Genomic DNA, 1,609 nt, shown 5'->3' with positions numbered 1-1,609 from the left:
GTCAGGCCGAACCGTTGACAGAACGTTTTATTGTCGACACCAAAGACACTCCACTATGCTCCAACCCTTATTCAGGGATCTCTGTAAAAGATGTTGCCTTTGTCGGTTCGCTTTTAAAAAGCTATTGGAAACTCGACTCACCGTCGTTTAACTCTGTGGAACTTCTTGGGACCAGTCAGGACCACACGCTTACGATCACCGCTATGATGTCTGGCTCCGGACACGTCCAACAACCCAACCCGCCATCAGAATCATCCGGGCAGGAAGCCCTCCCTCAACCCATAGGCTTTTTCACTAGCCTTCTTTATTCTGATTCTGGCGGGGATAATGGAGCCCCTGAACGACAGCCACATACTTTGAGCTTGAATTGTTTCGTTCATCCCTGTCATGGGGCTTGTCAATTCCGGCAGTTTTCCGGTTCATCCGATGGCAGAGCGCCCGATCTTGAAGAAGGTTGGACAGACCACACAGCAGCGACGCCCGGACAAAGCTCATGCCCTCATTTGGCCAATAAATACTGTTTTATTTGCCACCCTGTTAACGGGGTCGCCATAGACACGATGGTTGCAGGGAAAATCAATAAAAACGTCCCTGCCGGGCAAGCCATTTGCGGCTTGATAATATTCAGGGATGATGGCCAGATGCTGGAATGTGGGAAGGTCTTCAAGAATGCAAAATCACTGTCGCGTCACAAAGGCAGCTCCCACTCTGGGCAAAAAACCTGTGATCTGACGATGGTCGGGGAGGATGGTCAACTGTATCCGTGCGGGACGGTCTGCAAGAATGCTAATGCCCTGGCGTATCACAAAGAAAGAGACCACACGGGGCAGCAAACCTGTTATGAGCACGTGGTCGAGGAGGGAGGCCAGCCGACGCCGTGCAAAAAAGTCTGCAAGAATGCTAAAGCCCTTTGGGCTCACAAAAGAAGGCACCACACAGGGGAACAAACCTGTGACGTGAACGTGATCGGGGAAGATGGTCAGTCGGGGCCATGCGGAAAAGTCTGCAAGAATGTTCAAGCCCTGTCGGATCACAAAGGTGGATACCACACTGGGCAACGAGCCTGTGACGTGACCGAGATCGGGGAAGATGGCCAGCCGTGGCCGTGCGGAAAGGTCTGCAAGAGCGGTAAAGACCTTTCGGATCACAAACGCAGAGAACACACAAGGCAAAAAATTTGTGATATGCCCGTGATCGGGAGTGATGGTCTGCAACGGCCCTGCTGGACGGTCTGCAGAAATGCAGCAGCTCTGTCCACTCACAAGAGCGGACTGCACACCGGGAAAAAGACCTGTGACGTGGCCGTAATCAGGGAGGATGGCCGGGTGCGGCCATGCGGTAAGGTCTTCAAGAATACTAACAGCCTGTCAGTTCACAAATCCATATACCACAACGAGCAACAAAGCTGTGATGTCACCGTGGTTCGGCAGAATGGTCAACCGCAGCCATGCGGTAAGGTCTACAAGAATGCTCAAGCCCTGTTGAGTCACAAAAGAATGCATAGAAAACGCAAGCCTTCTGTTGTGGATCAGAACGATGACTTTTGTCCTTGATCTGACAACCGCCCTTTCATGAGGCTTTCTTGATCTATCCTTGCTCTGTAAGAGCC

The 1,609-nt window shown here is 51.8% G+C and carries 1 protein-coding gene; it reads left to right on the top strand.

Features of this window, described 5'->3' with window-relative positions; all coding sequences use genetic code 11:
* Positions 1-1,553: hypothetical protein (locus KDK19_RS13280; protein WP_257288193.1), on the top strand; the 1,553-nt coding region annotated here is incomplete at its 5' end.
* Positions 1,554-1,609: the final 56 nt, after the last annotated feature.

The organism is Endozoicomonas sp. ONNA1, from assembly GCF_024606325.1.
GTDB lineage: Bacteria > Pseudomonadota > Gammaproteobacteria > Pseudomonadales > Endozoicomonadaceae > Endozoicomonas_A.
The sequence above is the reverse complement of the archived record's forward strand: the minus strand, read 5'-3'. Positions and strand labels throughout refer to the sequence as shown.